Annotated in this window: 24 protein-coding genes; 4 read left to right on the forward strand and 20 right to left on the reverse strand. The window is 63.4% G+C overall.

The annotated features are described in order from the left end of the window. Positions 1-14 precede the first annotated feature (14 nt). The 5 genes from BHMPCIPO_RS16290 to BHMPCIPO_RS16310 form a co-directional block, all read right to left on the reverse strand. Positions 15-896, reverse strand: coding sequence for a F0F1 ATP synthase subunit gamma (locus tag BHMPCIPO_RS16290; protein WP_173517731.1), 882 nt, complete (start codon positions 894-896; stop codon positions 15-17). 27 nt (positions 897-923) lie between these two features. Then, positions 924-2,453 (reverse strand): F0F1 ATP synthase subunit alpha, encoded by a 1,530-nt coding sequence (atpA, locus tag BHMPCIPO_RS16295; protein WP_173517732.1) that lies wholly within the window; start codon positions 2,451-2,453, stop codon positions 924-926. After that, a complete protein-coding gene (locus tag BHMPCIPO_RS16300; RefSeq protein ID WP_173517733.1) occupies positions 2,453-3,019 on the reverse strand; it encodes a F0F1 ATP synthase subunit delta in 567 nt (188 codons plus the stop codon). The genes atpA and BHMPCIPO_RS16300 overlap by 1 nt, the downstream gene beginning before the upstream one ends. Positions 3,020-3,277: 258 nt before the next feature. Continuing rightward, the gene (locus tag BHMPCIPO_RS16305) at positions 3,278-3,664 is read right to left on the reverse strand and encodes an AGROH133_08824 family phage infection protein (RefSeq protein ID WP_173517734.1); all 387 of its coding nucleotides are present in this window, start codon (positions 3,662-3,664) and stop codon (positions 3,278-3,280) included. A 150-nt stretch (positions 3,665-3,814) separates the two neighbouring features. Then, positions 3,815-6,031 carry a primosomal protein N' gene (locus tag BHMPCIPO_RS16310; RefSeq protein WP_173517735.1) on the reverse strand — a complete coding sequence of 739 codons (2,217 nt, stop codon included), beginning with the start codon at positions 6,029-6,031 and terminating at the stop codon, positions 3,815-3,817. A 179-nt stretch (positions 6,032-6,210) separates the two neighbouring features. On the opposite strand from BHMPCIPO_RS16310, the gene fsa reads away from it, so the two are divergent. Continuing rightward, complete coding sequence (gene fsa, locus BHMPCIPO_RS16315; RefSeq protein WP_173517736.1) at positions 6,211-6,864, forward strand: fructose-6-phosphate aldolase; 654 nt, start codon at positions 6,211-6,213, stop codon at positions 6,862-6,864. Between the two features lie 50 nt (positions 6,865-6,914). Here the strand turns inward: fsa and BHMPCIPO_RS16320 are convergent, their stop codons facing one another. Together BHMPCIPO_RS16320 and BHMPCIPO_RS16325 are read right to left on the reverse strand one after the other, a co-directional pair. After that, positions 6,915-8,048 carry an AAA family ATPase gene (locus BHMPCIPO_RS16320; protein WP_173517737.1) on the reverse strand — a complete coding sequence of 378 codons (1,134 nt, stop codon included), beginning with the start codon at positions 8,046-8,048 and terminating at the stop codon, positions 6,915-6,917. Positions 8,049-8,110: 62 nt separating this feature from the next. Then, positions 8,111-9,034, reverse strand: a complete 924-nt coding sequence (locus BHMPCIPO_RS16325) for a lysophospholipid acyltransferase family protein (RefSeq protein WP_173517738.1) — start codon at positions 9,032-9,034, stop codon at positions 8,111-8,113. A gap of 134 nt (positions 9,035-9,168) precedes the next feature. On the opposite strand from BHMPCIPO_RS16325, the gene BHMPCIPO_RS16330 reads away from it, so the two are divergent. Together BHMPCIPO_RS16330 and BHMPCIPO_RS16335 are read left to right on the forward strand one after the other, a co-directional pair. Next, entirely contained in the window at positions 9,169-10,104 is a 936-nt protein-coding gene (locus BHMPCIPO_RS16330) for a tyrosine recombinase XerC (RefSeq protein WP_173517739.1), read from the forward strand. 99 nt (positions 10,105-10,203) lie between these two features. Next, the gene (locus BHMPCIPO_RS16335) at positions 10,204-11,301 is read left to right on the forward strand and encodes a TraB/GumN family protein (protein WP_173517740.1); all 1,098 of its coding nucleotides are present in this window, start codon (positions 10,204-10,206) and stop codon (positions 11,299-11,301) included. A 27-nt stretch (positions 11,302-11,328) separates the two neighbouring features. On the opposite strand, the gene BHMPCIPO_RS16340 is transcribed toward BHMPCIPO_RS16335, so the two are convergent. After that, entirely contained in the window at positions 11,329-11,817 is a 489-nt protein-coding gene (locus BHMPCIPO_RS16340; RefSeq protein ID WP_173517741.1) for a DUF2867 domain-containing protein, read from the reverse strand. A 222-nt stretch (positions 11,818-12,039) separates the two neighbouring features. Between BHMPCIPO_RS16340 and BHMPCIPO_RS16345 the strand changes: the two genes are divergently transcribed. Beyond that, on the forward strand, positions 12,040-12,534 hold the full coding sequence (locus tag BHMPCIPO_RS16345) for an acyl-CoA thioesterase (RefSeq protein ID WP_173517742.1): 495 nt from the start codon (positions 12,040-12,042) through the stop codon (positions 12,532-12,534). A gap of 136 nt (positions 12,535-12,670) precedes the next feature. Here the strand turns inward: BHMPCIPO_RS16345 and lpdA are convergent, their stop codons facing one another. The 12 genes from lpdA to zapE all read right to left on the reverse strand — a co-directional run bounded on the left by lpdA (position 12,671) and on the right by zapE (position 26,093). After that, a complete protein-coding gene (gene lpdA, locus BHMPCIPO_RS16350; RefSeq protein WP_173517743.1) occupies positions 12,671-14,077 on the reverse strand; it encodes a dihydrolipoyl dehydrogenase in 1,407 nt (468 codons plus the stop codon). A gap of 24 nt (positions 14,078-14,101) precedes the next feature. Beyond that, complete coding sequence (locus tag BHMPCIPO_RS16355; protein ID WP_173517744.1) at positions 14,102-14,854, reverse strand: SDR family oxidoreductase; 753 nt, start codon at positions 14,852-14,854, stop codon at positions 14,102-14,104. After that, the gene (locus tag BHMPCIPO_RS16360; RefSeq protein ID WP_173517745.1) at positions 14,851-15,366 is read right to left on the reverse strand and encodes a hypothetical protein; all 516 of its coding nucleotides are present in this window, start codon (positions 15,364-15,366) and stop codon (positions 14,851-14,853) included. The genes BHMPCIPO_RS16355 and BHMPCIPO_RS16360 overlap by 4 nt, the downstream gene beginning before the upstream one ends. A gap of 2 nt (positions 15,367-15,368) precedes the next feature. Further along, positions 15,369-16,010, reverse strand: coding sequence for a LysE family translocator (locus BHMPCIPO_RS16365; RefSeq protein ID WP_173517746.1), 642 nt, complete (start codon positions 16,008-16,010; stop codon positions 15,369-15,371). Next, positions 16,007-16,432, reverse strand: coding sequence for a VOC family protein (locus tag BHMPCIPO_RS16370; protein ID WP_173517747.1), 426 nt, complete (start codon positions 16,430-16,432; stop codon positions 16,007-16,009). Before BHMPCIPO_RS16370 ends, BHMPCIPO_RS16365 begins: the two co-directional genes overlap by 4 nt. 32 nt (positions 16,433-16,464) lie before the next feature. Continuing rightward, entirely contained in the window at positions 16,465-16,878 is a 414-nt protein-coding gene (locus tag BHMPCIPO_RS16375) for an MAPEG family protein (RefSeq protein ID WP_173517748.1), read from the reverse strand. A gap of 155 nt (positions 16,879-17,033) precedes the next feature. After that, the gene (gene odhB, locus BHMPCIPO_RS16380) at positions 17,034-18,269 is read right to left on the reverse strand and encodes a 2-oxoglutarate dehydrogenase complex dihydrolipoyllysine-residue succinyltransferase (RefSeq protein ID WP_173517749.1); all 1,236 of its coding nucleotides are present in this window, start codon (positions 18,267-18,269) and stop codon (positions 17,034-17,036) included. A 56-nt stretch (positions 18,270-18,325) separates the two neighbouring features. Continuing rightward, complete coding sequence (locus tag BHMPCIPO_RS16385) at positions 18,326-21,322, reverse strand: 2-oxoglutarate dehydrogenase E1 component (RefSeq protein ID WP_173517750.1); 2,997 nt, start codon at positions 21,320-21,322, stop codon at positions 18,326-18,328. Positions 21,323-21,563: 241 nt separating this feature from the next. Next, on the reverse strand, positions 21,564-22,466 hold the full coding sequence (gene sucD, locus BHMPCIPO_RS16390; RefSeq protein WP_173517751.1) for a succinate--CoA ligase subunit alpha: 903 nt from the start codon (positions 22,464-22,466) through the stop codon (positions 21,564-21,566). 17 nt (positions 22,467-22,483) lie between these two features. After that, positions 22,484-23,677 carry an ADP-forming succinate--CoA ligase subunit beta gene (sucC, locus tag BHMPCIPO_RS16395; RefSeq protein WP_173517752.1) on the reverse strand — a complete coding sequence of 398 codons (1,194 nt, stop codon included), beginning with the start codon at positions 23,675-23,677 and terminating at the stop codon, positions 22,484-22,486. A 112-nt stretch (positions 23,678-23,789) separates the two neighbouring features. Then, positions 23,790-24,755 (reverse strand): malate dehydrogenase, encoded by a 966-nt coding sequence (gene mdh, locus BHMPCIPO_RS16400; RefSeq protein ID WP_173517753.1) that lies wholly within the window; start codon positions 24,753-24,755, stop codon positions 23,790-23,792. Positions 24,756-24,938: 183 nt separating this feature from the next. Continuing rightward, positions 24,939-26,093, reverse strand: a complete 1,155-nt coding sequence (gene zapE, locus BHMPCIPO_RS16405; protein ID WP_173517754.1) for a cell division protein ZapE — start codon at positions 26,091-26,093, stop codon at positions 24,939-24,941. Positions 26,094-26,101 lie beyond the last annotated feature (8 nt).

A 26,101-nucleotide genomic window follows, 5' to 3' on the forward strand; every position in this document is an offset into this window, starting at 1 on the left:
CTCTTCTCGTGACCTTAGAGCGCTTCCGCGCCCGAGATGATTTCAATGAGTTCCTTGGTGATCTGCGCCTGACGCTGACGGTTGTAGTTCAGCGTCAGCTTGTTGATCATCTCACCAGCATTGCGCGTCGCATTGTCCATCGCGCTCATCTTCGCGCCCATTTCGCCGGCAACGTTTTCCAGCAGAGCCCTAAAGATCTGCACGGAGATGTTGCGGGGAATGAGATCGGTGAGGATGGCGCCCGCGTCCGGCTCGTATTCGTAGACGGCCGAAGCGTCCGATGCGTCGGCGGCAACCGGCGCCGCCGAAGCCGGGATCAACTGCTGCGCAGTCGGAACCTGCGAAATAACGGACTTGAACTCGGAGTAGAACAGCGTGCAGATATCGAACTCGCCCTTTTCGAAGAGCCCGATGACCTTGTGACCGATCTGATCGGCGTTCTCGAAGCCGATCTTCTTGACTTCACGCAGATCGACACGATCGATGATCAGCGACGCATATTCGCGACGCAGGATATCGAAGCCCTTCTTGCCGACGCAGATAATCTTGACCGTCTTGCCGGCTGCAAGCAGCTTGCGAACGTGGTCGCGGGCATGGCGGGCGATCTGCGAGTTGAAGCCGCCACAAAGGCCGCGTTCAGCCGTGCAGACGACCAGAAGGTGCGTATCGTCCTTACCGGTCCCGGTCATCAGCGCAGGCGCGGTGTCGTCCGCACCAACCGCCTGGGCGATGTTGGTGAGAACGGCAGCCATGCGCTGCGAGTAAGGCCGGGCGGCCTCGGCCGCCTCCTGCGCACGCCGAAGCTTCGCCGCGGCGACCATCTTCATCGCCTTGGTGATCTTCTGCGTCGCCTTGACGGAGGCGATCCGGTTTTTCAGATCCTTAAGTGAAGGCATCCGTTGTCCGTCCTAAATGAAATCCGCTCAGGCGAAAGACTTGGCGAAGCTGTCGATTGCTGCCTTGAGCTTTGCCTTGGTGTCGTCCGAGATCGCCTTTTCCTTGCGGATGGTTTCCAGAACGTCCTTGCCTTCCGAACGCATGTAGGAAAGCAGACCCTGTTCGAACTTGCCGACCTGGGCGACCGGAAGCTTGTCGAGGTAGCCGTTGACGCCGGCGAAGATCACCGCGACCTGCTCTTCCGTCTTCAGCGGCGAGAACTGCGGCTGCTTCAGGAGTTCGGTCAGGCGTGCACCACGGTTCAGGAGGCGCTGGGTTGCGGCATCGAGGTCCGAGCCGAACTGAGCGAAGGCCGCCATTTCGCGGTACTGAGCCAGTTCACCCTTGATCGAGCCCGCGACCTGCTTCATCGCCTTGATCTGGGCCGACGAGCCGACGCGCGATACCGACAGACCGACGTTAACGGCCGGACGGATACCCTGGTAGAACAGGTCGGTTTCGAGGAAGATCTGGCCGTCGGTGATCGAGATCACGTTGGTCGGGATGAACGCCGAAACGTCGTTACCCTGCGTTTCGATGACCGGCAGAGCCGTCAGCGAGCCAGCGCCCATGTCGTCGTTCAGCTTTGCAGCGCGCTCGAGCAGGCGGGAGTGCAGGTAGAAAACGTCGCCCGGATAGGCTTCGCGGCCCGGCGGGCGACGCAGCAGCAGCGACATCTGACGGTAGGCAACGGCCTGCTTGGACAGGTCGTCGTAACCAATGAGAGCGTGCTTGCCGTTGTCACGGAAGTATTCACCCATGGCGCAGCCGGCGAACGGCGCGAGGTACTGCATCGGAGCCGGATCGGAAGCCGTTGCGGCAACGACGATCGAGTACTGCAGGGCGCCGCGCTCTTCCAGAACCTTCACGAACTGGGCAACCGTCGAACGCTTCTGACCGATAGCGACGTAGACGCAGAACAGCTTGTCGGCGTCCGGGCCGTTGTCGTGGATCGGCTTCTGGTTGAGGAAGGTGTCGAGGATGATCGCGGTCTTGCCGGTCTGGCGGTCGCCGATGACGAGCTCGCGCTGGCCACGACCGACCGGGATCAGCGCGTCGATGGCCTTGAGGCCGGTCGACATCGGCTCATGCACCGACTTGCGCGGAATGATGCCCGGAGCCTTGACGTCAACGCGGGCGCGCTGCTTGGCATTGATCGGGCCCTTGCCGTCGATCGGGTTGCCGAGCGCGTCGACGACGCGGCCGAGCAGCTCCGGACCAACCGGGACGTCCACGATGGCGCCAGTCCGCTTGACGGTGTCGCCTTCCTTGATGTCACGGTCCGAACCGAAGATAACGACACCGACGTTGTCGGCTTCGAGGTTCAGCGCCATGCCGCGAATTCCACCCGGGAATTCGACCATTTCGCCTGCCTGAACATTGTCGAGGCCGTAGACGCGGGCAATACCGTCACCGACGGAAAGCACCTGACCGACTTCGGAGACTTCTGCTTCCTGGCCGAAATTTTTGATCTGATCTTTGAGAATTGCGGAAATTTCCGCGGCGCGGATATCCATCAGCCGACCTCTTTCAGTGCAAGCTTAAGGGTAGAGAGTTTGGTGCGAAGGGAGGTGTCAATCTGGCGGGACCCGACCTTGACGATCAGACCTCCAAGAATAGACGGGTCGACGGTGACGTTGACCGCCACGTCTTTGCCGGTGACGCTTTTCAGAGTCGCCTTCAATTCAGTTTCCTGCGCTGCGGTGAGCGCATGGGCCGACGTGACGTCGGCGGAGATTTCGCCACGATGGCGCGCAGCGATCAGGCGGAACGCCTTGATCATGCCCGGCAGCGCGAAGAGGCGGCGATTGCGGGCAACGACCTTGAGGAAGTTGCCGACGAGCCCGGAGATGCCAGCCTTCTCGGCAACTGCCGAAATGGCCTTGAACTGGTCGTCTGCAGAAAAGACCGGGCTTACGATCAGCCGCTTCAGATCATCGCTGCCGTCGATCAGGGCCTGGACACGGGTAAGATCCGCGCCGACTGCCTCGACGGAACCGGCGCTAAGCGCGAGTTCAAAAAGCGAGGACGCATATCTTTCTGCAACACCGGAAATAAGCTGGGATGTGTCTGCCACGGGCACAAGCTTCTCTCAATTTCATCCAAGAACCGAGCTGGCGTTGAGCCGTCAACTTAACTTCTTGAATTTGCTGCAATAACTTGCAGGATATCGAGGCCTGGCGACCCACTTCCCCCGCAATTCGCGGTTCGTCTAGCATAGGATGTTTGGACTCGCAACACGCGAACGGCAGGAATGCGGCATAAGTCGGCCACCTTCGGCCGAATTTTGCCGTAAATCCGTTTCTTGCACCGTGAATCGCGGAATGGCCCGCGGGCACGATCAGATCATGCCGAAGACGTAGGCGAGCGGAAGGATGGCGAGTGCCGCCTGAATGAAGAGCGCCAGCCAGTTGTAGACCGTGCCACCATTGTCACTCATCATCGAGAGGATGCGGCCGAAGGCGGCAAGCGCAAAGGCCGCTCCGACGGCAAGATAGACCATCGGCTGCGCCAGCAGAATGGCGGCAAGCCCGAGCCCGACATGCATGCCACCCATGGTGGAACGCGCCTCGGCATAGCCGCCGCGCCGCCCCTCGGCGATGCCGATGCCAGCCGCGCGAAAGGTAAGCCGCGGCGCAAACAGCATCACGACGCCGATCAGCGCCGCGGCCGCAGCAGCGCAGAAGGCGAGAAATTCGCCGGTTTCCGTCGGAATATAGAACTCCATGCCCGTTCCCGCAGATGAGCCGTTGTCATGTCGTTTCGCCTTCGGCTGGCTGGCCGCCCGAAGCGAAGCACTTCTGACCTCTAGCGCATGTCGCGCTGGTTGTGAATCGCCTGCCGTCTCATAGCAACGACGATCACAGGAAACTTGGATTTACAGGAAGCTTTGGGGATCGATGTCGAGTTGGACGCTGATCGAGCCGCGTTCCTTCGGGCCGGCGGCGATCATCGCCTTGACGAAGGCCTGCATGTCGCTGTTGCGCCGGCCATGCACCAGCAGGCGGAAGCGATGCCGACCGCGGATCAGCGCCAGCGGGGCTTCCGCCGGGCCGAGGATCGTAATGCCATCGGTCCGAGGCGCGGCCATGCGCAAGCCGCGCGCATGGCCCTCGGCATCCTGCCGCGTATCGGCTGAGACGATCAGCGACGCGAGTCGACCGAAGGGCGGCAGCAGCGCCTTCTCCCGCTCGGCGATCTCGCGCTCGTAGAAGGCGTCGGCATCGCCCGAAACGATCGCCTGCATCACCGGGTGCTGCGGCTGGTAGGTCTGTAAGAGGCCAAGGCTCTTGAGACCGGTTCGCCCCGCACGACCCGTGACCTGCGAGAGCAATTGGAAAGTCCGCTCCGCCGCACGCGGATCGCCGTTCGCCAGGCCGAGATCGGCATCGACGATACCGACCAGCGTCATCAGCGGAAAATTGTGCCCCTTGGCGACGAGCTGCGTGCCTATGACGATGTCGGCTTCGCCGCGGGCAATGGCGTCGAGTTCCAGTCGCAGGCGCTTGACGCCCATCAGGTCCGAGGACAGCACGATGGTGCGTGCCTCGGGAAAATGCCGCTCCACCTCCTCGGCGATGCGCTCGACACCGGGACCGCAGGCAACCAGGTGATCGAGCGTACCGCATTCCGGGCAGGCTTCCGGCGTCTTCTCCGAGTAGCCGCAATGGTGGCACTGGATCTGGCCGCGGAAGCGGTGCTCGACCAGCCAGCTCGCACAATCCGGGCACTGGAAGCGATGACCGCAGACACGGCAGAGCGTCAGCGGCGCATAGCCGCGGCGATTTAGGAAGAGCAGCGCCTGCTCGCCGCGCTCGACGGCCTTGCCGATCTGGTTGATGAGGACAGGCGACAGGAACCCGCCGCGCGCCGGCGGATGCTGGCGCATGTCGACCAAGCCGAGCCGCGGCAGCGCCGCATCGCCGAAACGCGTCGGTAGATGGATCGGCTTGTAGCGGCCGACCTCGCCATTGACCCGGCTTTCGACCGAAGGCGTCGCCGAGACGAGTACGACCGGAAAGCCGGTGATGCGGCCGCGCACGACCGCCATGTCGCGCGCATTGTAGAAGACGCGGTCCTCCTGCTTGTAGGCCGGGTCGTGCTCTTCGTCGACGATGATGAGACCCAGGTCCTCGAAGGGCAGGAACAGCGCGGAGCGGGCGCCGGCAACGACACGCACCGTGCCGGTCGTCACCTGACGCCAGACCTTTTCACGCGTGCGCGGCGCGAGGTCCGAATGCCACTCCGCAGGCTTCGCGCCGAAACGATCCTGGAAGCGCTCGAGAAAACTCGACGTGAGCGCGATCTCCGGCAGCAGGATCAGAACCTGCTTGCCCGCCCGAAGCGTCGCCGCGATCGCCTCGAAATAGACCTCGGTCTTGCCGGACCCGGTGATGCCGTCGATCAAGGACACCGAGAAGCCGCCCTCCTCCACCGCTGCCAGGAGGTCGGCGGCGGCGTCCTTCTGGGCGCCTTCGAGCCGGGGGGCGACGAAATCGGGATCGGGCAAGGCGACGACCGGCGGCGGCGGCATGAATACGGTCTCGAAGACGCCTTGCTGGGTCAGCCCGTCGATCACGCTCGACGAGGTACCGGCCGCGTGCGCGAGCCCCGAGCGCGTCCAGGAGAAGCCGTCGCTGGCGGCGGCAATCACGCGCTCGCGCGCCGCCGTCATGCGCTCCGGCCGCATCTCGGTAAGGCGCAGGGCCTCGACCATCGGCTCCGGATCGAAGGCCGCCGGCGCCCGGAGGGCCATGCGCGCGACGAGCCCCGGCGGCGTGACGGTATAGGCGGCAACCCAATCGAGAAAGGTCCGCATATCCCGCGTCAGCGGCGGGCAGTCGAAAACCTTCTCGATTGATTTGAGCTTCTTCGGGTCGACGGAGCCATCGTCATCACCATCCCAGACGACGCCGACGACGAGGCGCGGCCCGAGGGGCACCTGCACGATCGAGCCCGGCTCCACCGCCATGCCATCAGGAACCCCATAGGAATAGGCTTTCGGCGCCGGCATGGGCACCAGGACCGGCACGACGCGACGGCCCGGAACAGGCCCGAGCAAATCGCCGAATAAATCGGTTGAATCGCGAGTCATTTTGCCGTGACCTTGCCACGTGTTTCGGTTAAAGAAAACTGCGCTGCGAACCGCAGCCTTGCCGGCGCAGGGTTTGTCACGGTTCCACCAGAGTTTCAACGCGCGCGATCTCTGCCAACGGAATTCCTCCCCGGTAGATATGCGCCCGAACGGCAATCGTGCCCCAAGGGAGTGACTCCATGAAATTTTTCGTTGATACCGCCGACGTCAAGGAAATCCGTGAGCTGAACGATCTCGGCCTCCTCGACGGCGTCACCACCAACCCGTCGCTGATCCTGAAGTCGGGCCGCGACATCACGGAAGTCACCAAGGAAATCTGCTCGATCGTCGAAGGCCCGGTTTCGGCTGAAGTGACTGCAACCGAATACGCCGAGATGATGAAGGAAGCGGCCGTTCTCTCGAAGATCGCCGACAACATCTGCATCAAGCTGCCGCTGACGCTCGACGGCCTCAAGGCCTGCAAGGCGCTGACCTCGGACGGCCACCAGACCAACGTGACGCTGTGCTTCTCGGCCAACCAGGCCCTGCTCGCAGCCAAGGCCGGCGCGACCTTCGTTTCGCCCTTCGTCGGCCGTCTCGACGACATCGCCTTCGACGGCATGGACCTGATCCGCGAAATCCGCCACATCTTCGACAACTACGGCTATGAGACCGAGATCCTCGCAGCCTCGATCCGCACCGTGAACCACGTCAAGGAAGCCGCCCTCATCGGCGCCGACGTCGTCACTGCGCCGCCGGCAACGCTGAAGGCCCTGGTCAAGCACCCGCTGACTGACAAGGGTCTGGAGATGTTCCTGGCCGACTGGGCCAAGACCGGCCAGAAGATCGCCTGATCATTCAGGAGCGACCAGAAACCCCGCAGCGACGCGGGGTTTTTTGTTGCCTACTCATCGTCGCCCATCAGCCCCGTCAGCCGCATGCCGTCGATCCAGGTGGCGCTGTCCTTGCGGATTACCCGCCGCGGACGAATGCCGCAGCGCTGGCGCACCTCTTCCGCCAGCCGCTCCGAATGGGTGACGATCCAGATCTGGCTTTCGCGCGAGGCGCTGGCGATCATGTCGGCAAGCGCCGGCAGCATGTCCGGGTGCAGGCTCGTTTCCGGCTCGTTCAGCGCAATGAAGCGGGGGCGGCGATAGGAAAGCAGCGCCGCCGCCAAGGCCAGGAAGCGCATCTGCCCGTCGGAAAGCTCGCGCGGCGAAAACGGCCGGTTCGGAAAATCCGGAAAGACCAGCGAGAATTCGGCGAACTGGCCGGGATCGGGAACATCGAGATGGGCGCCGCCGAAGGCATCGGCGATGGCGCGGTCGAGATCGACCGTATCCTGACGCGTGTGCCGAAGCGTCGCGAAGACCGCGGCCATGTTGACGCCCGTCTCGTCGAGCATCGGCGCCGTGACGGCGAGGCAAGGCGACCGCAAGGGCGAATCGCGATCGGTCCGGAAGCCGTGGAAGAACCGCCACTGATCGACCGCGCGACGAAAGGTGCCGACCTCGGGATAATGGCCGGCGTCGCCGAGCAGCGAGATCGCCGTCTCCGATGTCAGCGCCTGTTCGGGATAGTCTTCCATGCGTCCGCGCTCGCCGCGCACGAAGATGCCGGGCCCGGACCGCTTCATCATCGTCACCGGCCGGCGGCCGGTTTCGACCGTCAGTTCCTCTTCCTTGACCTGGGGTTCATAGGCAAAGCCTGCGGCTGCCAACGGCGGACGCAGCCCTGCCTCGATCCGGTAGCGGAAGGTGATCGCCCGCTCCTCGTCCAGAAGCTCGGTTTCGAGCCGGATGCGCGCCGGCTTGTCGGCGCGCCGACGGCCACTCCAGAGCGCCGACGACATGCCGCCCTCTTCGGCGATCTCGCGCGCCAGCGTGCCGCGTGTCGCAGCCTGCACGAGTTGAAGCGCCCGATAGAGATTGGACTTGCCGACGCCGTTCTCGCCGATGAACAGGTTGACCCCGGTCAGATCCATGCGGATCGACTTCAGCGAACGATAGTTTTCGGCAAACATGGATCGAAGCAGCATGGCTTCTGACCTAGCCGATCCGCCGCACGGCGTGAAGCCGCCAGACATGGCGCGGCTGGTCGCTAGAGCCCAGCCGCCATTTGCAGCCTGGGCTCGAACGCCGCGTCCGCGTCCACTGCGAGATCGAAGACCGTGTGCCGCTCGAGCGCCTTCGTCACCTCGCCAGACTCGCCTTCCAGCGCCTCCGGCGGGATCAGGTTGCCAATGCGGAAATCGAAGAGATCGCCCTTCTTGTTGAGCAACTCGTGGAACACGGTCATGTCGCGCAGTTCCGTCGACCATTTGGCGAACCAGTAGAACAGGCCGGAATTGCGGGCGCTCATGTGCACCGGCAGGATCGGCAAGCCGTATTTGCGCGCAAAGCCCACCGCAGAGGTCTTCCACGGCCGCTCGTTGAGGCACCCGTCGGCCCAATAGGCGATGCGACCGGAGGGAAACAGCACCGTCGCCTTGCCCTCGCCGATCGCCCGGTTGGTCACCTGCAGCGTCTCGCGAGCCTTCAGCTTGCTCTTGTGTTCCTCGCGCCATTCGACCGGGATGACCATCTCGACGAAGCGCGGATTGACGCGGATGGCGTCGCGATTGGCAAAGAACATCATGTCCGGCCGCCGTTCCTTGAGCAGGTCGAAGACCGCGATTCCGTCGGCAATGCCGGTCGGATGGTTGCTGACGAGCAGGAAGCCGCCCTTGGCCGGAATGCGTTCGGCCCGGTCGACCCGCACCTCCAGCGAGAGCAGCGAACTCAGATGTTCGAAGGCCTGAAAGCCCGGCATGTTGGCAACCGCATCGGCGAATTCATGCGCCTTGCGGTAGTTCAGCAACGTGTAGAGAAAAGGCCGCATCAGCGGCCATAGCGGACTCTTGACGATGCGCTGCCCGCGCTCGGCAATCAGGGTGTCGACGATGTGACCAGGCTGCCCCTGTGAGACCAGGGCGATTACTTCAGCAAAATGCGCGAATCCGTTCACCGAATCCCGTCCCGCCATAGTCCCATCCGATTCTTTCCGGCTGACCATCGCAATTCTATATGATCGAAGGATGACAGATTCCAAGGGCGCATTAGCAAAAACATAAGATGCGTCAGGGCATTGTCGCCGATGGACCAACTTGGGAAGCGACAATGAACGAGCTCCTCGTCATCGGCCATCCGGAACTCCTTGCCGAACGCCAACGTTGGCTCGATGGACTCATGCGAGAGCGCCGCCTCTCGGACAACACCGTCGAGGCCTATGAGCGCGACACCCGCCAGTTCCTGACGTTCCTGACCGGGCATCTGGCCGGGCCGCCGCGGCTCTCCGACATCCGAACGCTGCGGCCCGCGGATCTGCGCGGCTTCCTCGCCCAGCGCCGCAAGGGTGGCGCGGGCGCACGAACGCTCGGCCGCGGGCTCGCGGGGCTGCGCTCGTTCCTCCGCTTCCTCGAACGCAATGGCCTCGCCAATGCGGCGGGCGCAACCGCGGTGCGCTCGCCGAAGCAGCCGAAATCCCTGCCGAAACCGCTGACCGATCGTGAAGCGCTCAACGTCGTGACCTCGCAGGCGCAGCTTGCCGAGGAGCCTTGGATTGCGGCGCGCAATGCCGCGGTGCTGACCCTGCTCTATGGCTGCGGCCTGCGCATTTCCGAAGCGCTCGGGTTGACATCGGGCGATTTCGCCGGCGCGCCCTCGTCGCTGCGCATCGTCGGCAAGGGCGGCAAGACGCGGCTCGTGCCGCTGATTCAGGCTGCACGTGACGCCGTCACCGCCTATATCAAGCTCTGCCCCTACCGGCCCGCGGCCGATGAGCCGTTGTTCCGCGGAGCGCGCGGCGCCAAGCTGCAGCCGGCGATCATCCAGCGCGAGATGCAGAAGCTGCGTGGCGCCCTCGGCCTGCCGGACACGGCAACGCCGCACGCCCTGCGCCACTCCTTCGCCACCCATCTCCTGGCCGGCGGCGGCGATCTGCGGACCATTCAGGAGCTGCTCGGCCACGCCAGTCTGTCGACGACGCAGGTCTATACCGGCGTCGATTCCGCAAGGCTTCTGGAAATCTATGATCGTGCTCATCCGCGCGCCTGATTTTCGGCGAAACCTTGGATTAACCATGCCCTTTAAGGAAGCCGTGACCGGCCCGGGCCTAGGGTTCAGCAGCGACCGTCCGTCCGTCGGGGAAGAATGATGACAGCCTTTGCGAGACCTGATCGAAACCTGCACCGCAACCTGCTTGCGCGGATTACTGACGGCACGCTGTGGCTGATCGCCCTGCTGCACGTCGCCCTTGCGGCTTGCCTTGTCGCTGCCCTCTTCTTCGTCGCCGAAGCCGATGCCCAGGACGCCGTCCAGGATGGGGAATGCGGCGGTTCGAACGTCCTGACCGCGCTTGCCAAGTCGGACCCGGCAAAATTCGCCGCGCTCGAAGCGGAGGCCGCCGCCGTGCCGAACGGCAAGGGCATCTTCTGGAAGATCGAGAAGGACGGTATCGCGCCCTCCTGGCTGCTCGGCACCATGCACGTCACCGATCCGCGCGTGCTGGCTTTGCCGTCCGAGGCGCCGGGCGCCTTCGAGGCAGCCTCGACCGTCATCGTCGAATCGGACGAGATCATCGACGAAAAGAAATCGGCCGCCGCGATCCTGATGCGGCCCGACCTCACCATGTTCCCGGACAACAAGACGATCGCCGATTTCCTGAAGCCCGCTGACCGTGAGCAGCTCGAAGCGGGTCTCAAGGCACGCGGCATTCCGCTGACGCTGGTTGCGCGCATGAAACCATGGATGATCGCGAGCTTCGTGGCATTGCCTGCCTGCGAGATCACCCGAAAGGCGGCGGGCGCCTCCTTCCTCGACAAGAAGATCGCCGAGGATGCCGTCGGCCAGGGCAAGACGCTCAAGGGGCTGGAGACGCTGATCGAACAGCTCTCGGCGATGGATTCGCTGCCGACCGAACTGCATCTGCGCGCCCTCATCGAGACGCTGGCGCTCGGCAAGACGATCGACGACGTCTTCGCGACCATGACCGATCTCTATCTCGCGGGCGACACCGGCATGATCATGCCGATGATGAAGGCCGTTGACACGACCTCCAGCGAGGATTTCGGTTATGCCGATTTCGAACAGCGCATCATCGTCGAGCGCAACAGGACGATGGCGACGCGCGCCGAACCGATCCTGAAGGACGGAGGTGCATTCATGGCTGTCGGGGCGCTGCACCTTCCGGGCAAGGAGGGCCTCGTGGAACTCCTGCGTGCCCAGGGTTTCACTCTAACGCGCGCCAACTGACTGGCGGGCGTTCAAGCCGAAGCCTGATCAGCCAATCATGCCGCCTGGACCGGCAACGCCGGCGAGCAGCGTCGGCACGATCACCTTGTGAAACGGTATGACCGCCGCGAGGTAAACCCAACCGAGTGTATTGTGCCGCCGAACGAGCGTGGTGACGCCGACGATCTGATTGACCGCGGACCCTGCCCTGACATCGACGATGATGCGGAAATCGAGATGCCTGTCATCAAAGCCGAGCACCACTTCATCGTCGGTCTTCGACAGCACCGGAAACGCCCCGACCAGGCCGAAACGGCCGGGCCTCGGCGCTGCCGATTTCAAGCCGACGAGGGACACCATGCGATTGCGCAGGCGCAACAGCTCGCGAATCCATCGTGGCGAGCGGCCAAGCGAACGTTCGGCCGCTTCCGCGGCGGTCACACCCTTGCCGTCAAGGGCGAGCTCGAAACGGTCGGCCCAATCGGCCTCCGGCAGATGCCGGTTCGGCAGCGAAACGGCCACGGCTCTCGGTTTCATGGTCCCTCCTTGCGCCCCGCGATACTGGTCATCTGAAGCGAGAAACATGATCGCGCCCCTGATCGTCGCCGCACAGACCGCCGCTTGTCGCAGCCCCTCGGGCCAATCGTCACACCTCGTCGTCTCCCGCCCCAGGGCCACGAGCTTGCGCGCTCTTCCCTTCGCGGCGACAAGCTGCATAACTCTGTCAAGACGCCGCCAATCGCATCAAGGAGACATACTATGGAACCCAGCCACGACCCGCGCGAGCTCGAGATGGTCGTCCTGATGACGCCGGACATGGCGAATTTCAGCGGCAAGGTCCATGGCGGCGCGCTGCTCAACCTCCTCGACCGCGTGGCGTTTTCCTGCGCTTCGCGCTATTCGCAGCAATATGCGGTGACGCTCTCGGTCGATCAGGTGATCTTCCGCCAACCCATTCACGTCGGCGAGCTCGTCACCTTCCGCGCCGCGGTCAACCATGCCGGCCGCACCTCGATGGAAATCGGCATCCGGGTCGAGGCCGAGAACATCCGCAGCGGCGAGCGCCGCCACACCAATTCCTGCTATTTCACCATGGTCGCGGTCGATGCCGATGGCAGCCCGACGCCCGTTCCTCCGCTCGTCACGGACACGGCCGACCGTAAGCAACGGCAGCGCGCGGCCGAGGCGCGACGCAGCCTCAGGCGCGAATTCGAGGAGCGCTTCCACGCGGTCCGGTCTGCTTCTGAGGAGTAGGATCGCCGGCATCGGACGACGTTCGTGGCGGCAATGTCAGTGCGCGCCGACTCGGCATAGGTCTGCAACGGCAGCCGGCGAGCCGAAACGCGCGGCCGGAATGAGGGGGCCGCTCGCCGCAGCCCCCGCAAAATCATCACATATGGATCGGCTTGAAGAAGGTCGACAGTGCCGCTTCCTTGACCGCTTCCGACATGGTCGGATGCGCATGGCAGGTGCGGCCGAGGTCTTCGGACGAGCCGCCGAATTCCATCAGCACGGCGATCTCGTGGATCATCTCGCCGGCGCCGAAGCCGACGATATGGCCGCCGAGAACCCGGTCGGTTTCCTTGTCGGCGAGGATCTTCACGAAACCGTCGGTGGCAAGCATCGCGCGCGCACGGCCATTGGCGGTGAAGGGGAACTTGCCGACCTTGTAGGCAACGCCTGCGGCTTTCAGCTCTTCCTCGGTCTTGCCGACGGAGGCAACTTCCGGCTGGGTGTAGACCACGCTCGGGATGACGTCATAGTTCACGTGGCCGGCCTGGCCTGCCAGGATTTCCGCAACGGCGACACCTTCATCCTCGGCCTTGTGGGCGAGCATCGGGCCGCGCACCACGTCGCCGATCGCGTAGATGCCGGCAACGCTGGTCTGGTAGTGATGGTCGATCTCGACGCGACCGCGCTGGTCCATGACGACGCCGGCCTTGTCCAGGCCGAGGCCATCGGTGTAGGGCTTGCGACCGGTGGCGATCAGCACGACATCGGCGTCGAGCGTCACGGCCTCGCCGCCCTTGACCGGCTCGAAGGTCACCTTGGCGCCCTTGCCGTCCTTGACGACGCCGGTCACCTTGGCGCCGAGCTTGATGTCCATGCCCTGCTTGGCAAGCATGCGCTGGAACTGCTTGGCAACTTCGCCGTCCATGCCGCCGAGGAGGGTATCGAGATATTCGACGACCGTGACCTTGGCGCCGAGGCGGGCCCAGACCGAGCCGAGCTCGAGGCCGATGACGCCGCCGCCGACAACGATCATGCTCGCCGGAACCTTTTCAAGCGCGATGCCGCCGGTGGATGAGATGATCACCTTCTCATCGATGTCGACCTTTACGCCCGGGATGCCTGCCACGTCGGAGCCGGTGGCGATCACGATGTTCTTGGCTTCGAGGATCTGCTCCTCACCCTTGTCGTTGGTGACCGAAACCTTGCCCTGGCCGAGCACTCTGCCGGTGCCCTGGATGCCGTCGATCTTGTTCTTCTTGAACAGGAACGAAACGCCATCGACGTTCGACTTAACGGTCGCGTCCTTGTGAGCCATCATCTTTTCGAGGTTCAGCTTCGGCGCGACGACTTCGACGCCGAGCGCGTCCACGCCGTGAGCGACCTGGTGGAACATCTCGGAAGCATGCAGCAGCGCCTTCGACGGAATGCAGCCGATGTTGAGGCAGGTGCCGCCATAGGTCGCGCGCTTCTCGACGACGGCCACCTTCAGGCCGAGCTGGGCCGCCTTGATGGCGCAGACATAGCCGCCGGGGCCGCTGCCGATAACGATGAGATCATAAGCCATTAGAATATCCTTCCTTCAGGGCGGTTACCGCCCGCCGCTGACATTGAGAATTGCTCCCGTCACATAAGTCGCCTTGTCCGACAGGAGGTAGAGAACCGCGTCAGCGACTTCCTCGGCGGTGCCGGGTCGCTGAACGGGAATGGTGGAAGCGAGATCGCGTGCCCGGTCAGGCAGACCGCCGGAGGCGTGGATCTCGGTATCGATGATGCCGGGGCGTATCGCGTTGACGCGAATGCCCTCGGTCGCGACCTCGCGCGCAAGGCCGACGGTAAAGGTGTCGATAGCGCCCTTCGACGCGGCATAGTCGACATATTGCCCCGGCGAGCCGAGCACCGCGGCGACCGAGGAGATGTTGACAATGGCGCCGCCCTGGTGGCCATAGCGCGTCGACATGCGCCGGACCGCTTCCGCCGCACAGCGAATGGAACCGGTGACGTTGATGCGGAACATGCGCTCCAGCCGGTCGACGGACATTTCATCCACCCGCTCGGTCGGCCCGACGATGCCGGCATTGTTGACGAGGCCGTCGAGGCGGCCGAACGCCGCATCGACGGCGGCAAACATCGCCTGGATATCCGCTTCAGAGCCGACATCGCCCTGAACCGCAATCGCCGAACCGCCTGCCCGCTCGATCGCGCCGACGACAGCATCGGTGGCCTTGCGGTTGCTCGCATAGTTGACGGCGACGCGCCAGCCGGCCTTGGCGGCGCCGAGGCAGATCGCCGCGCCGATGCCGCGGCTGCCGCCGGTCACGAGGAGAACGGGGCGCACGCTCATGCGGCGCATCCCTTGAGGGTGAAGGAATCCCAGCTGTCGGCCTCCGCCTTGCCCTTGCCCCAGGCGCTGGACGCCCTGAGCGACGGGCCGAAATCGGGAAGCAGCAGTTGCTCGGCCGCAGGCTCGGTCTCAGCCGGGATCTCGCTGACCGCTCCGGCCCTGTTTATCGCGTAGACGACGCCCTGCCAGACGGTGCAGGCGCGCAGCTCCTCACCGGTCGCGTCCCCCTCCGGGCAGTTGTGCATGATCAGCCCCGTCGCGCGCTCCGGCTCGCCTGCCGGCATCACGATGCCGTCGAGCAGCAGGCCGGCTTTCAGCACCACCACCTTGAAGTGGTTGCTGGTCGCCGCGCTTGCCGAGCTGACCGGTTCGAAACGCAGTTCGTAGCCGCCGTCGCGATCGCCATAGATCGCATGCGACTGCTTGCAGTCGGCAGCGGTTGCCGGTGCGGCGAGTGCAAGGCCGAACAGAGCCGAGCCAAACAATGTCGGAACGAAACGACCGGGAACCATGATCAGGCGGCCTTCTCCGTCGCGAGCTTGAGGCCGAGGGCGATGAAGACCACGCCGCTCATGCGGTCGATCCACTTGCTGGCGCGGGTGAAGGCGGCGCGCATACGCGGCGTCGTCATGAACAGACTGACGCCGACGAACCAGAGGATCAGGCAGGAGGCCATGACCAGACCGTAGCCGAACTTGATGAGAATCGGCGTGTGGGCGCTGACGACGGTCGAGAAGATCGACAGGAAGAAGAACACCGGCTTCGGGTTGAGCGCGTTGGCGGCGAAGCCGAGGCCGAAGGCCTTTGCGGCCGACTGGCTCTTGGCGGGCTCAGCGCCTTCCGCGCGCTCGACCTTGATCTCCGTCTGACCGGCGCGCAGCGCCTTGATGCCGATATAGATCAGGTAAGCGACGCCGCACCATTTGACGATGTTGAACAGGTAGATCGACTGCGAAATGATCAGCCCGAGGCCAAGGATCGTATAGGTGACATGGAACATCAGCGACGTACCGATGCCGAAGGATGTGATGATGGCCGGGCGGCGGCCATGCACGATCGACTGGCGCATGACCATGGCGAGGTCGGCGCCGGGCGAGACGATGGCGAAGGCGAAGATCGCCATCAGCGAGGCAAGTTCAAGGAGGTATTGGCTCATGGTTTTGCGACCGGTGCGTTGAAGGCCCAGACGTGGCCGAAGGGATCCTGGATGCGCGCGTAGCGTGCGTGCCAGAAGGTATCCTGCGGCTCCAGCACTGTCGATGCCCCTGCGGCAATCGCCCTGTCATAGGCCGCGTCGACATCGGCAGCCTCCGGCAGGTTGACGTTGATGGCCACACTTGCGCCGCCGACCGTCTTCGGTGAAAGCACGCTCGATCCGAATTCGGGAAATTCGTCGTGCAGCATGATCTCGCCGCCGAAGAGCACGAGATTGGAATGCATCACGCGCTTGCGATCCTCCGCCAACTGGCAAAAGGTGTGTTGGGCGCCGAAGGCCTTCTCGTAGAAAGCAATCGCCGCCATGCCATCCTTGACGCAGAGATGCACCTGGATCGGCGGTATATTGGGTTCGAATGCCATGCCCAGTCTCCTCTTGCCTTGCCGCAGGGATGCTATGCCATGAGCCGGACGACCATCAGCAACAGTGCAATGATCGACACGAACCAGACGATGGAGCGCAATACGGGAACGCCTGCCACGTAGAGGATGATGTAGGCCACCCGTGCCAAAATCCAGGTTAAGGCGCCGATGGCACCGAGGCCGCCGGTCTTCCCAGTCACCGCCAATGCAAGCGCAAGGGCAACGAAGGCAGGATAGGTTTCCAGCATGTTGCGAAGCGCCCGCAGGAGACGTCCCGCCACGATGCTCTTCGAAACGCGCTGCTGATCACGAGGTCCGAGCAGGTACTTGACGCCGAGATCGCCGGCGAGGTCGAGCGACAGCCCCTGCACCAGGATGTGGACGATCAGCAGCACGACGCTCCAGCCGAGCACCCAGATTTCAGTCGACGCTGCCGCGGCTTCCATCAACCCTCGCAATCTCAGGATCAATCCAGATCGGTATCACGGCCCCGCCGGGGCAGGTCTCTTCGGCAAAGGCGGCGACGAACCATCATTCGCCGTCTCCGACCGACATGAGGAGAGACGCGGGCGCGCAGAGGCGCCCGCGTCCATTGCCAAGATTAGAGATCGAGAACCAGACGCTCCGGATCCTCAAGGCTTTCCTTGACGCGGACGAGGAAGGTCACGGCTTCCTTGCCGTCGACGATGCGGTGATCGTAGGAGAGCGCGAGGTACATCATCGGGCGAATGACGACCTGGCCGCCGATGGCGACCGGACGGTCCTGGATCTTGTGCATGCCGAGAATGCCCGACTGCGGGGCGTTCAGGATCGGCGAAGACATCAGCGAACCATAGACGCCGCCGTTGGAGATCGTGAAGGTGCCGCCCTGCATGTCGGCCATCGACAGCGCGCCATCACGCGCAGCCTTGCCAAGGCGGCCGATGTCCTTCTCGATTTCGGCGATCGACATCTGGTCGGCATCACGTACGATCGGAACGACAAGACCCTTGTCCGTGCCGACGGCGACGCCGATGTGGCAGTAGTTCTTGTAGATGATGTCGGTGCCGTCGATCTCGGCGTTGACGGCCGGGATTTCCTTCAGCGCGTGGGTGACGGCCTTGGTGAAGAAGCCCATGAAGCCGAGCTTCACGCCATGCTTCTTCTCGAAGATGTCCTTGTACTTGTTGCGCAGCGACATGACCGCGCTCATGTCCACCTCGTTGTAGGTGGTCAGCATGGCGGCGGTGTTCTGCGCATCCTTGAGGCGGCGTGCGATCGTCTGGCGCAGGCGGGTCATCTTGACGCGCTCTTCGCGAACGGCGTCTTCGGCCGTTGACGGCGCACGGGCCTGGACCTTGGCCGGCTCTGCGGCGACCGGCGTCGAGATGCCCTTGGCGACGGCGGCAAGCACGTCACCCTTCAGCACTTGGCCACGCTTGCCAGAACCGTCGACCTGGTCGGCCGAGAGGTTGTTTTCGGCGAGCAGCTTGGCGGCAGCCGGTGCCGGCGGCATCGACGAGGCGGCGGGAGCCGCAGCAACGGCCGGGGCAGCAGCAGCCGGTTCGGCCTTCTTCTCAGGCGCGGCAGCCGGGGCTGCTGCTGCTGTGGCAGCGCCGTCACCGGCGGCGATCTGGCCGAGCAGTGCGCCGAGACCGACGGTCTCGCCGGCCTGCGCGACGATTTCGGAAAGCGTGCCGGCAGCAGGGGCCGGCACTTCGATCGTCACCTTGTCGGTTTCGAGTTCGAGCAGGGGTTCGTCGGCCTTGATGGCATCGCCGACCTTCTTGAACCAGGTGCCGACGGTCGCTTCGCTGACGGATTCACCAAGGGTGGGAACGCGGATTTCTGTTGCCATGATTTTTGTTCCGTTGATCAGATATCTGTTTCTGTTGGCTCAGAGCGAGGGGAGCATCAGCCCCCCAGCGCGTCCTCGAGGAAAGCGGCAAGCTGCGCCAGGTGCTTCGACATCAGGCCCGTCGCCGGCGAGGCGGCGGCCGGACGGCCGGTGTAGCGCACGCGCTGATACTTGGCGTCGATATGGGCGAGAACCCATTCGAGATAGGGGTCGATGAACGACCATGCGCCCATGTTCTTCGGCTCTTCCTGGCACCAGACCATCTCCGCATTGCGGAAGCGGCTGAGCTCGTTGATGAGCGCCTTGGCCGGGAACGGATAGAGCTGCTCGACGCGCAGCAGGTAGACGTCGTCGATGCCGCGCTTTTCGCGCTCTTCCAGCAGGTCGTAGTAGACCTTGCCCGAGCAGAGCACGACGCGACGGATCTTCGAGTCCTTCTGCAGCTTGATCGGACCATCCTTGATGACTTCGGCGTCGTCCCACAGCAGGCGGTGGAACGAGCTCTCTCCGGCCATTTCCGACAGGCTGGAGATCGCCCGCTTGTGGCGCAGCAGCGACTTCGGCGTCATCAGGATCAGCGGCTTGCGGAAATCGCGCTTCACCTGGCGGCGCAGGATGTGGAAGTAGTTCGCCGGCGTCGTGACGTTGGCGACCTGCATGTTGTCTTCGGCGCAGAGCTGCAGGAAGCGTTCGAGGCGGGCGGAGGAGTGCTCCGGACCCTGGCCCTCATAGCCGTGCGGCAGCAGGCAGACGAGACCCGACATGCGCAGCCACTTGCGTTCGCCCGACGAGATGAACTGGTCGAAGACGACCTGTGCACCGTTGGCGAAGTCGCCGAACTGGGCTTCCCAGAGCGTCAGCGCGTTCGGGCGGGCGAGCGAGTAGCCGTATTCGAAGCCGAGAACCGCCTCTTCGGAGAGCATCGAGTTGATGACTTCGTAGCGGGCCTGTGTCGGCGACAGGTTCGCGAGCGGAATGTAGCGCTCTTCGGTCTGCTGATCGTAGAGCACCGAATGGCGCTGCGAGAAGGTGCCGCGCTCGCAGTCCTGACCCGAAAGACGGATCTTGGTGCCTTCGGTGACGAGCGTACCAAAGGCGAGCGCTTCGGCCATTGCCCAGTCGATGCCCTCGCCGGTCTGGATCATGTTGGCGCGGTTTTCCATGAAGCGCTGGATGGTGCGGTGCGCGTTGAAGCCTGCCGGGATCTCCGAGATCTTGCGGCCGACTTCCTTGAGCTGCTTCATCGGCACCGAGGTCTTGCCGCGGCGCTGTTCGTCCTGGTTGTCGGCCGAGCGCAGGCCAGACCAGGCGCCATCGAGCCAGTCGGCCTTGTTCGGCTTGTAGGACTGGCCGGCCTCGAACTCCTGCTCGAGGTGGGCGCGCCAATCGGCCTTCATCTTCTCGACTTCGCCTTCGGAGATCAGGCCTTCGCCGATCAGTCGTTCCGAATAGAGCTGGACGACCGTCTTGTGGGCGCGAATGACCTTGTACATCTTCGGCTGGGTGAACGCCGGCTCGTCGCCTTCGTTGTGGCCGAAGCGCCGGTAGCAGAACATGTCGATGACGACCGGCTTGTGGAACTTCATCCGGAACTCGGTCGCGATCTTGGCCGCATAGACGACGCCTTCCGGATCGTCGCCGTTGACGTGGAAGATCGGCGCTTCGATCATCTTGGCGACGTCGGACGGATAGGGCGACGAACGCGAGAAGGCCGGATTGGTGGTGAAGCCGATCTGGTTGTTGATGATGAAGTGAACGGTACCGGCAACGCGGTGGCCGCGCAGGCCCGAAAGGCCGAGGATTTCGGCGATCACGCCCTGGCCGGCAAAGGCGGCGTCACCATGCAGCAGAAGCGGCATGACCTTGGAGCGCTCGCGCAGCGGAATAATGTCGCCCTCGAAGACGGTCGCCATCTGGTCCTGCTTGGCGCGTGCCTTGCCCATGACAACAGGGTTGACGATTTCGAGGTGCGAGGGGTTCGCCGTCAGCGACAGGTGAACCTTGTTGCCGTCGAACTCGCGGTCGGAGGAAGCGCCGAGGTGGTACTTCACGTCGCCCGAACCTTCGACGTCGTCAGGCGCGTAGGAGCCGCCCTTGAACTCGTGGAAGATGGCGCGGTGCGGCTTGGCCATGACCTGGGAAAGCACGTTCAGGCGGCCGCGGTGGGCCATGCCGAGCACGATTTCCTTGAGGCCTTCCTGGCCGCCGCGCTTGATGATCTGCTCGAGCGCCGGGATGACGGACTCGCCGCCATCGAGACCGAAGCGCTTGGTGCCCTTGTACTTGACGTCGATGAACTGCTCGAAGCCTTCGGCCTCGATCAGCTTCTGCAGGATCGCTTTCTTGCCTTCAGGGGTGAATTCGACGCCCTTGTCCGGCCCTTCGATGCGTTCCTGGATCCAGGCCTTCTCGTCCGGGTTCGACATGTGCATGAACTCGACGCCGATCGTCGAGCAATAGGTGCGCTCGAGGATTTCGACCATCTCGCGGATGGTCGCGTATTCGAGGCCGAGCACGTTGTCGATGAAGATCTTGCGGTCGAGATCCTTGTCCTCGAAGCCGTAGTTCGAGGGCGAAAGCTCGTTGTAATCCTCGACCGGGGCAGCAAGGCCGAGCGGGTCGAGCTTGGCATGCAGGTGGCCGCGGGCGCGATAGGCGCGGATCATCATGATGGCACGGACGGAGTCGCGCGTCGCCTGATGGATGTCGGCCGCACTGACGGCAACACCGGCGGCAGCGGCGGCTTCCTCAACCTTCGCCTTGACCTTCTTTTCGATGACCTTTTCGACCGTACCCCAGTCGCCATCGAGCGCGGAGACGAGTTCGCCATTGGCCGGGATCGGCCAGTTGTTCTTTTTCCAGGAGGCGCCCTTGGCTGCCTTCACGACATCTTCCGGCCGATCGGCGAGCGCCTTGAAGAAGGCCTGCCATTCGGCCGACACGGACGCCGGGTCCGTTTCATAGCGTGCTTGGAGCTGCTCGATATAGGCGGCATTGGCGCCGTCCAGAAACGAAGTGAGCTGGAATTGCTCGTTGGCCTCTTGCCTTGTCATGGTCTCACGCGGACGTTTCTGTCCGCCTCCTGACTGAAGTTGGGTTGCCGGGTATCCCGGTCGTTCATGTTCGTTCGGCGCGCAGGCGCCTGCTGTTCCTACGGCACCACGCATCGAAAGGACGCGCCGGGATCACCGTGGCACTAAGTTGCCGCGTGTCCTGATCTTCAATCAGCCAAGGAAACTCGCGGCAGGCAGATTGTCCGGGCCGGATCGGCCGGCCCGGACAAACGGTTTGAGATCAGCCCTTGAGGACTTCGACCAGCGTCTTGCCGAGGCGGGCCGGCGACGGCGACAAGCGGATGCCGGCCTGCTCCATCGCAGCGATCTTGGATTCCGCATCGCCCTTGCCGCCGGAAACGACGGCGCCGGCGTGACCCATGGTGCGGCCCTTCGGCGCGGTACGGCCCGCGATGAAGCCGGCCATCGGCTTCTTGCGGCCCTTCTTGGCCTCGTCGATGAGGAACTGCGCCGCATCCTCTTCGGCCGAGCCGCCGATTTCGCCGATCATGATGATCGAGGTCGTGGCCTCGTCGGCCAGGAACATCTCCAGCACGTCGATGAACTCGGTGCCCTTGACCGGGTCGCCGCCGATGCCGACGGCCGTCGTCTGGCCGAGGCCTTCGTTGGAGGTCTGGAACACGGCTTCATAGGTCAGCGTGCCGGAGCGCGAGACGATGCCGACCGAACCCTTGCGGAAGATCGAGCCCGGCATGATGCCGATCTTGCATTCTTCCGGCGTCAGGATACCGGGGCAGTTCGGGCCGAGCAGGCGCGACTTGGAGCGGTCGAGACGAGCCTTGACGCGCACCATGTCGGCAACCGGGATACCTTCGGTAATGCAGGTGATGAACGGGATTTCCGCATCGATCGCCTCGATGATCGCGTCCGCAGCACCTGCCGGCGGAACATAGATCACGGATGCGTCCGCACCGGTCTTTTCACGGCCTTCGGCAACCGAGGCGAAGATCGGCAGGGTTTCGCCCTTGGAGCCGGTCCAGGTTTCGCCGCCCTTCTTCGGGTGAATGCCGCCGACCATCTGCGTGCCGTAATAGGCAAGCGCCTGTTCGGTATGGAAGGTGCCGGTCTTGCCGGTCAGGCCCTGAACGAGGACCTTGGTGTTCTTATTGACGAGAATCGACATGTGGTCTGGTCCTTCAGTTAGCCGTTGATCGCGGCGACGATCTTCTTGGCAGCGTCATCCAGATCGTCGGCGGCGGTGATCGCCAGGCCGGATTCATTCAGGATCTTCTTGCCAAGCTCGACATTCGTGCCTTCGAGACGAACGACCAGCGGAACCTTGAGGCCGACTTCCTGCACGGCCGCAACGACACCTTCAGCGATGACATCGCACTTCATGATGCCGCCGAAGATGTTGACGAGGATACCCTCGACCTTCGGATCGGCCGTGATGATCTTGAAGGCTGCCGCGACCTTCTCCTTGCCGGCGCCGCCGCCGACGTCGCAGAAGTTCGCCGGCTCCTTGCCGTAGAGCTTGATGATGTCCATCGTCGCCATGGCAAGGCCTGCGCCGTTGACCATGCAGCCGATGTTGCCGTCGAGCGCCACATAGGCGAGGTCCCACTTGGAGGCCTCGAGTTCCTTGGCGTCTTCTTCGGTTTCGTCGCGCAGCGCCCTGATGTCGTCGTGGCGGAACAGGGCGTTACCGTCGAACGAGACCTTGGCATCGAGAACGCGCATGCGGCCGTTCTTCATGACGATCAGCGGGTTGATCTCGAGCAGGCTCATGTCCTTCTCGACAAAAGCCTTGTAGAGGATCGGGAAGAGCTTTTCGGCGTCAGCCTTGGCTTCGCTTTCGAGCTTCAGGGCCGAGGTGAGCTTGGCGAGATCAGTGGCGGTGACGCCAGCTTCCGGGTTGATCGCGACGTTGACGATCTTTTCCGGGGTGTCATGCGCAACGGCCTCGATGTCCATGCCGCCTTCCGTCGAAACGACGAAGGCGATCTGGCCGACCGAGCGGTCAACGAGCAGCGAAAGATAGAGTTCGCGATCGATGTCGGCGCCGTCCTCGATGTAGAGGCGGTTCACCTGCTTGCCGGCAGGGCCGGTCTGCGCGGTGACGAGCGTATTGCCGAGCATTTCCTTCGCATGAGCCTTGGCTTCATCGACCGAGAAGGCAAGACGAACGCCGCCCTTGGCGTCGGCAGAGAGTTCCTTGAACTTGCCCTTGCCGCGGCCGCCGGCATGGATCTGGCTCTTGACGACGTAGAGCGGGCCCGGAAGCGACTTGGCAGCAGCCTCGGCTTCGTCGGCGGAGAAGATCGCGACGCCTTCCGCGACCGGTGCGCCATAGCTCTTCAGGAGAGCCTTGGCCTGATATTCATGAATGTTCATGGTGTTTTTCCTGTCTGGAGCATTCCGCAGGCAGGTGAAACACCTGCCCTCACACAAATGCGGCAAAAACAAAGAAGTTGAGCGGATCTGGCGTCCGCTCAACCGGATGCGATTACTGCTTCAGGCTCGGCGCAATGCCGATGCAGGCTTCGCAAAGACCGGCGACCGAAGCGACCGACTTGTCGAAAGCTTCCTTCTCGGTCTTGTTGAGATCGATCTCGATGATGCGCTCGACGCCACCGGCGCCGATAACGGTCGGAACGCCGACATACATGTCCTTGACGCCGTACTGGCCGGTCAGGTGCGCGGCGCAGGGCAGGACGCGCTTCTTGTCCTTGAGGTAGGCTTCGGCCATTTCGATCGCCGAGGCGGCCGGGGCGTAGTAGGCCGAGCCGGTCTTCAGCAGGCCGACGATTTCGGCGCCGCCGTCACGGGTGCGCTGGATGATTTCTTCGAGGCGCTCCTTGGTGACCCAACCCATCTGAACGAGGTCGGTCAGCGGGATGCCGGCAACGGTCGAGTAGCGGGCGAGCGGCACCATGGTGTCGCCGTGGCCGCCGAGCACGAAGGCGGTGACGTCCTGGACCGAAACGTTGAATTCCTGGGACAGGAACAGGCGGAAGCGCGAGCTATCGAGAACGCCGGCCATGCCGACGACCTTGTTCTTAGGCAGGCCCGAGAACTTCTGCAGCGCCCAGACCATGGCGTCGAGCGGGTTGGTGATGCAGATGACGAAGGCGTTCGGAGCGTACTTCTTGATGCCGGCGCCGACCTGTTCCATGACCTTGAGGTTGATGCCGAGCAGATCGTCGCGGCTCATGCCGGGCTTGCGCGGAACGCCGGCGGTGACGATGCAGACGTCAGCACCTTCGATTGCCGAATAGTCGCTGGCGCCGGTAAGGTTGGCGTCGAAGCCTTCGACCGGGGAGGACTGGGCGATGTCGAGGCCCTTGCCCTGCGGGATGCCGTCGGCGATGTCGAAGAGGACGATGTCGCCCAGTTCCTTCAGGCCGGCGAGATGCGCCAGCGTACCACCAATCATCCCTGAACCGATAAGTGCGATCTTGTTGCGCGCCATGAAAGTGCTTCCTTTGTGATCCCAATATGATCGAGGCCTGAAACGCGGCAAACGCCAAACCTTCGCCGGAAGCCATTAAACGGCAAACGGTAAAATATCAATCGATACTTTCGAGTGAAGTAATTTCAATCGGTTAGATCATAAATTTCTTACGTAAACGTAAGAATTTGCGTCACAACTGTGTCATGGAACAGCAGTATTGGCGGGGTGCGCGGCGGCATATTCCTCGCTTTGCATCTCGATCAGGCGCGAAACCGTGCGGTCGAATTCGAAGCCCTCGGTACCCTTCTTCAGGGTCAAAAGGCCCTGCGGTTCGGCCACGGCCGAAGCGAAAAGGCGGGCGCCGTGATCATAGAGCGTGTCCACCAGGAGGATGAAGCGCTTGGTCTCGTTGCGCATGTGGGGACCCAGATGCGGCACGTGATCGACGAAGATCGTCGTATAGCGTTCGAGGATAGCCAAATAGTCCGCCGCGCCGAGCGGCTGCTGGCAAAGATCGGCGAAGGTAAAGCGGGCGCTCTTTCCGGAGGCGACCGGCACATGGATCTTGCGACCCTTGCGCGGCACCTCGGCGGGTCCGGCCAGGGCGTTGCCGGTCTCCTGGATCCAGGCCCGCGCCATCGCGGCATCCGCTTCGGCGTCGAGCGGCGAAAGCCAGACCGGGCTGCCGTCCGTCTTCGTCAGGCGGTAGTCGGTGTCCGTGTCGAGGGAGATGACCTCGGCATTGGCCTTCAGGAGATCGATGAAGGGCAGGAACAGGCCGCGATTGAGACCGTCGCGATAGAGATCGTCAGGCGCCACATTCGACGTCGCGACCAGGACGCAGCCCTTCGAGAAGAGCTCGCCGAACAGCCGCCCAAGGATCATCGCATCGGCGATATCGGTAACCGAGAACTCGTCGAAGCAGAGCAGCCGCGCCTCGCCGAAAAGCTCCGAGGCGACGGGCGGGATTGGATCGGCCTGCTTCGTCTCGCCGTTCTTGAGCTTCTGGCGGTGCCTGTAGATGCGCTCGTGCACGTCGGCCATGAACTCATGGAAATGCGCCCGACGTTTGCGCTGGATCGGCACGGTATCGAAGAACAGATCCATCAGCATGGTCTTGCCGCGCCCGACGCCGCCATGGATGTAGAGGCCCTTGACCGGCGCATGGTCCTTCTTGCGTGAGGCGAACAGCCAGCCGAGCGCATTGGTCTTGCGCGACGGACGGCTGGCCAGCAGCTCTGCGGAAAGATGGTCGAAACGCCGCGCAATCGTAAACTGTGCGGGGTCGCGCTTGCGCTCGCCGCTCTCAACGAGAGTTTCGAGCTTGCGGTAGATGCTGTCGTCAGGATTGAGCACGTCTCACC

The organism is Ensifer sesbaniae, from assembly GCF_013283665.1.
Classification (GTDB): Bacteria; Pseudomonadota; Alphaproteobacteria; order Rhizobiales; family Rhizobiaceae; genus Ensifer; species Ensifer sesbaniae.

Bases quoted from the DNA above. Each gene is read 5' to 3' on its own strand.
- BHMPCIPO_RS16385 (WP_173517750.1), bottom strand. From the start codon at position 21,322: ATGACAAGGCAAGAGGCCAACGAGCAATTCCAGCTCACTTCGTTTCTG.
- BHMPCIPO_RS16335 (WP_173517740.1), top strand. From the start codon at position 10,204: ATGACAGCCTTTGCGAGACCTGATCGAAACCTGCACCGCAACCTGCTT.
- BHMPCIPO_RS16365 (WP_173517746.1), bottom strand. From the start codon at position 16,010: ATGAGCCAATACCTCCTTGAACTTGCCTCGCTGATGGCGATCTTCGCC.
- atpA (WP_173517732.1), bottom strand. From the start codon at position 2,453: ATGGATATCCGCGCCGCGGAAATTTCCGCAATTCTCAAAGATCAGATC.
- BHMPCIPO_RS16340 (WP_173517741.1), bottom strand. From the start codon at position 11,817: ATGAAACCGAGAGCCGTGGCCGTTTCGCTGCCGAACCGGCATCTGCCG.
- BHMPCIPO_RS16355 (WP_173517744.1), bottom strand. From the start codon at position 14,854: ATGAGCGTGCGCCCCGTTCTCCTCGTGACCGGCGGCAGCCGCGGCATC.
- sucD (WP_173517751.1), bottom strand. From the start codon at position 22,466: ATGTCGATTCTCGTCAATAAGAACACCAAGGTCCTCGTTCAGGGCCTG.
- sucC (WP_173517752.1), bottom strand. From the start codon at position 23,677: ATGAACATTCATGAATATCAGGCCAAGGCTCTCCTGAAGAGCTATGGC.
- BHMPCIPO_RS16325 (WP_173517738.1), bottom strand. From the start codon at position 9,034: ATGGCGGGACGGGATTCGGTGAACGGATTCGCGCATTTTGCTGAAGTA.
- mdh (WP_173517753.1), bottom strand. From the start codon at position 24,755: ATGGCGCGCAACAAGATCGCACTTATCGGTTCAGGGATGATTGGTGGT.
- BHMPCIPO_RS16290 (WP_173517731.1), bottom strand. From the start codon at position 896: ATGCCTTCACTTAAGGATCTGAAAAACCGGATCGCCTCCGTCAAGGCG.
- BHMPCIPO_RS16375 (WP_173517748.1), bottom strand. From the start codon at position 16,878: ATGGAAGCCGCGGCAGCGTCGACTGAAATCTGGGTGCTCGGCTGGAGC.
- BHMPCIPO_RS16305 (WP_173517734.1), bottom strand. From the start codon at position 3,664: ATGGAGTTCTATATTCCGACGGAAACCGGCGAATTTCTCGCCTTCTGC.
- BHMPCIPO_RS16370 (WP_173517747.1), bottom strand. From the start codon at position 16,432: ATGGCATTCGAACCCAATATACCGCCGATCCAGGTGCATCTCTGCGTC.
- BHMPCIPO_RS16330 (WP_173517739.1), top strand. From the start codon at position 9,169: ATGAACGAGCTCCTCGTCATCGGCCATCCGGAACTCCTTGCCGAACGC.
- lpdA (WP_173517743.1), bottom strand. From the start codon at position 14,077: ATGGCTTATGATCTCATCGTTATCGGCAGCGGCCCCGGCGGCTATGTC.
- BHMPCIPO_RS16345 (WP_173517742.1), top strand. From the start codon at position 12,040: ATGGAACCCAGCCACGACCCGCGCGAGCTCGAGATGGTCGTCCTGATG.
- BHMPCIPO_RS16320 (WP_173517737.1), bottom strand. From the start codon at position 8,048: ATGCTGCTTCGATCCATGTTTGCCGAAAACTATCGTTCGCTGAAGTCG.
- BHMPCIPO_RS16360 (WP_173517745.1), bottom strand. From the start codon at position 15,366: ATGGTTCCCGGTCGTTTCGTTCCGACATTGTTTGGCTCGGCTCTGTTC.
- BHMPCIPO_RS16310 (WP_173517735.1), bottom strand. From the start codon at position 6,031: ATGACTCGCGATTCAACCGATTTATTCGGCGATTTGCTCGGGCCTGTT.
- fsa (WP_173517736.1), top strand. From the start codon at position 6,211: ATGAAATTTTTCGTTGATACCGCCGACGTCAAGGAAATCCGTGAGCTG.
- odhB (WP_173517749.1), bottom strand. From the start codon at position 18,269: ATGGCAACAGAAATCCGCGTTCCCACCCTTGGTGAATCCGTCAGCGAA.